Here is a 1,715-nt window from a genome sequence, read left to right as displayed (position 1 = left end):
TCATAAGCGCGGTGCGTTCACGAACCCAATGCTCTCTCATTCTATGTACCGATAGGATGGCTTGTTGCTCTGGTGATTTTACGGGCACAAAGCGAGTGGATGGTCGCTGAACAGCTTCGCAGATAGCTACTGCATCATTAAGGTCGTTCTTCCCTTTAGTTCGATAAGGAACCACGTATTTAACGGCCATGATGCGGGCGTCATGACCCAGTTTATTGAGTGTTCTTGCCCAATAATGTGCACCACCACACGCTTCAATGCCTATACGCATGAGTGGCATATTTGCTATTGTAGTCAGTAGTTTAGAGCGGGTTACTGACTTATGAAGTATGACCTTACCATTTTGGTCTACGGCATGAAGACTAAAGTGGTTTTTAGCTAGGTCGATACCGCAGAAATAAGAATAATCAGACATGGTGCCTCCGATGCATTTAAGTACCACATAAGTGTGGCAGATCCTCGGTAGGGGGAATCCATGTCATTCGTTATATGCCAATTCGCTTGGCGTATTCTGATTTACTAAACTAGACTTAATTAGTCTAATTTAGTTTTATTGGAGTCGTTATGTTAGAGCAACTTAAATCAGAACTCGAGGATATTGCTTTTATGCTCGGCGAAGATGCGCACAGGAAAGAAATACACTCTAAAGTGATCAAATGTTTGCTATTGGTTGAGGGGATTAACGCAAATAGCACAAATGAGGTGAGTGACGTTGATGAGATAAATAAAGTATCTCGCCGATTGCGTATGTGGGCAAAGCCAGAAAGGCAGGCACAGTATAACTCTCAAATTCTAAATGCGTTCCTTGCATTATCTAGCTCTGGAGTTTCAGAAGTAACTGAACAACACCTCAGTGATAAGCTAGGTAATCCTGAATGGTTTAACTCTAACTATGTTCAAATGAAAGCTAAGTCAGATAAGAACCATGGTAAGGTTTTCGACACTTCATCGGGCTACATCAGAATTTGGGAACCTATTCGCTCTGCTGTCGATGAGTATGGTCGCAAAGTCTTCAACACAGGCATATAACAATCTGTTTAAGAGTGATTCGCAACGCTTGGCATTTTTACTATGCGTTGGTTTTCGTGGTTAAGGTGGTATGCAGGAGCTTCGGTATTGCGTTGCTCACACCTTAATGCGGCTACATGGATTCCCCCGGTTGTCAAACATCCGCTAAACTTATGTTGATGGGTTTTGGACTGCCGCTCTACATTCGGCCTACTTATCGACGATTCGCATACGTCGTGGCCCTGATGACTTTGCGCGACTGCGGTGCCTTATTCGTTAGATGACATCTAGTGTGTCCGCCGCATTAACAGGCTCTCCGCAAGTGGTCTTAACCTATCTCCATCATTAGCGTCTGCAATGACCCGGTGGGTTTAACTCTTTATGCTGCTTAGGTTTCTACTTAAGCAGCATAGTTTTCATATTCTGTTTGATTGTGTAAAAGCGACCATATAATTCGTGCGTTCTTCGCGGCAAGTGCCACTATCGCTCGGTTCATTCCTCTTCGTTCTAGAACGCCTCGACACCACTGACTTAGCTTATCTTGCTTGTCGCCAAGGTTGGCAATGACTGTCCTTGCCCCGTGAACTAATAGTGTTCGCAAGTATTTGTCGCCGTGTTTGGTTATCCGACCTAAGCGAGGCTTTCCTCCCGTCGAATATTGCTTTGGTACGAGTCCTAGCCAAGCAGAGAAATCACGGCTTTTATCA

2 protein-coding genes and 1 pseudogene are annotated in these 1,715 nt (G+C 44.4%); 1 reads left to right on the top strand and 2 read right to left on the bottom strand.

What is annotated here, in order from left to right; all coding sequences use genetic code 11:
- Window positions 1-415: pseudogene (locus tag A6D97_RS05295) on the bottom strand (IS110-like element ISVisp6 family transposase); the annotation flags it as partial.
- A gap of 149 nt (window positions 416-564) precedes the next feature.
- Here A6D97_RS05295 and A6D97_RS05290 point away from each other — a divergent pair.
- Window positions 565-1,029, top strand: coding sequence for a hypothetical protein (locus A6D97_RS05290; protein WP_083190209.1), 465 nt, complete (start codon window positions 565-567; stop codon window positions 1,027-1,029).
- Window positions 1,030-1,408: 379 nt separating this feature from the next.
- Here A6D97_RS05290 and A6D97_RS05285 read toward each other — a convergent pair.
- A partial coding sequence (locus tag A6D97_RS05285; protein ID WP_139074298.1) for a transposase occupies window positions 1,409-1,715 on the bottom strand: 307 nt, incomplete at its 5' end.

The sequence above is a fragment of the Vibrio sp. ZF57 genome (assembly GCF_001691235.1).
Classification (GTDB): Bacteria; Pseudomonadota; Gammaproteobacteria; order Enterobacterales; family Vibrionaceae; genus Vibrio; species Vibrio crassostreae_C.
Note: the sequence above shows the minus strand (reverse complement) of the source record. Positions and strands in the feature narration are given on the sequence as shown.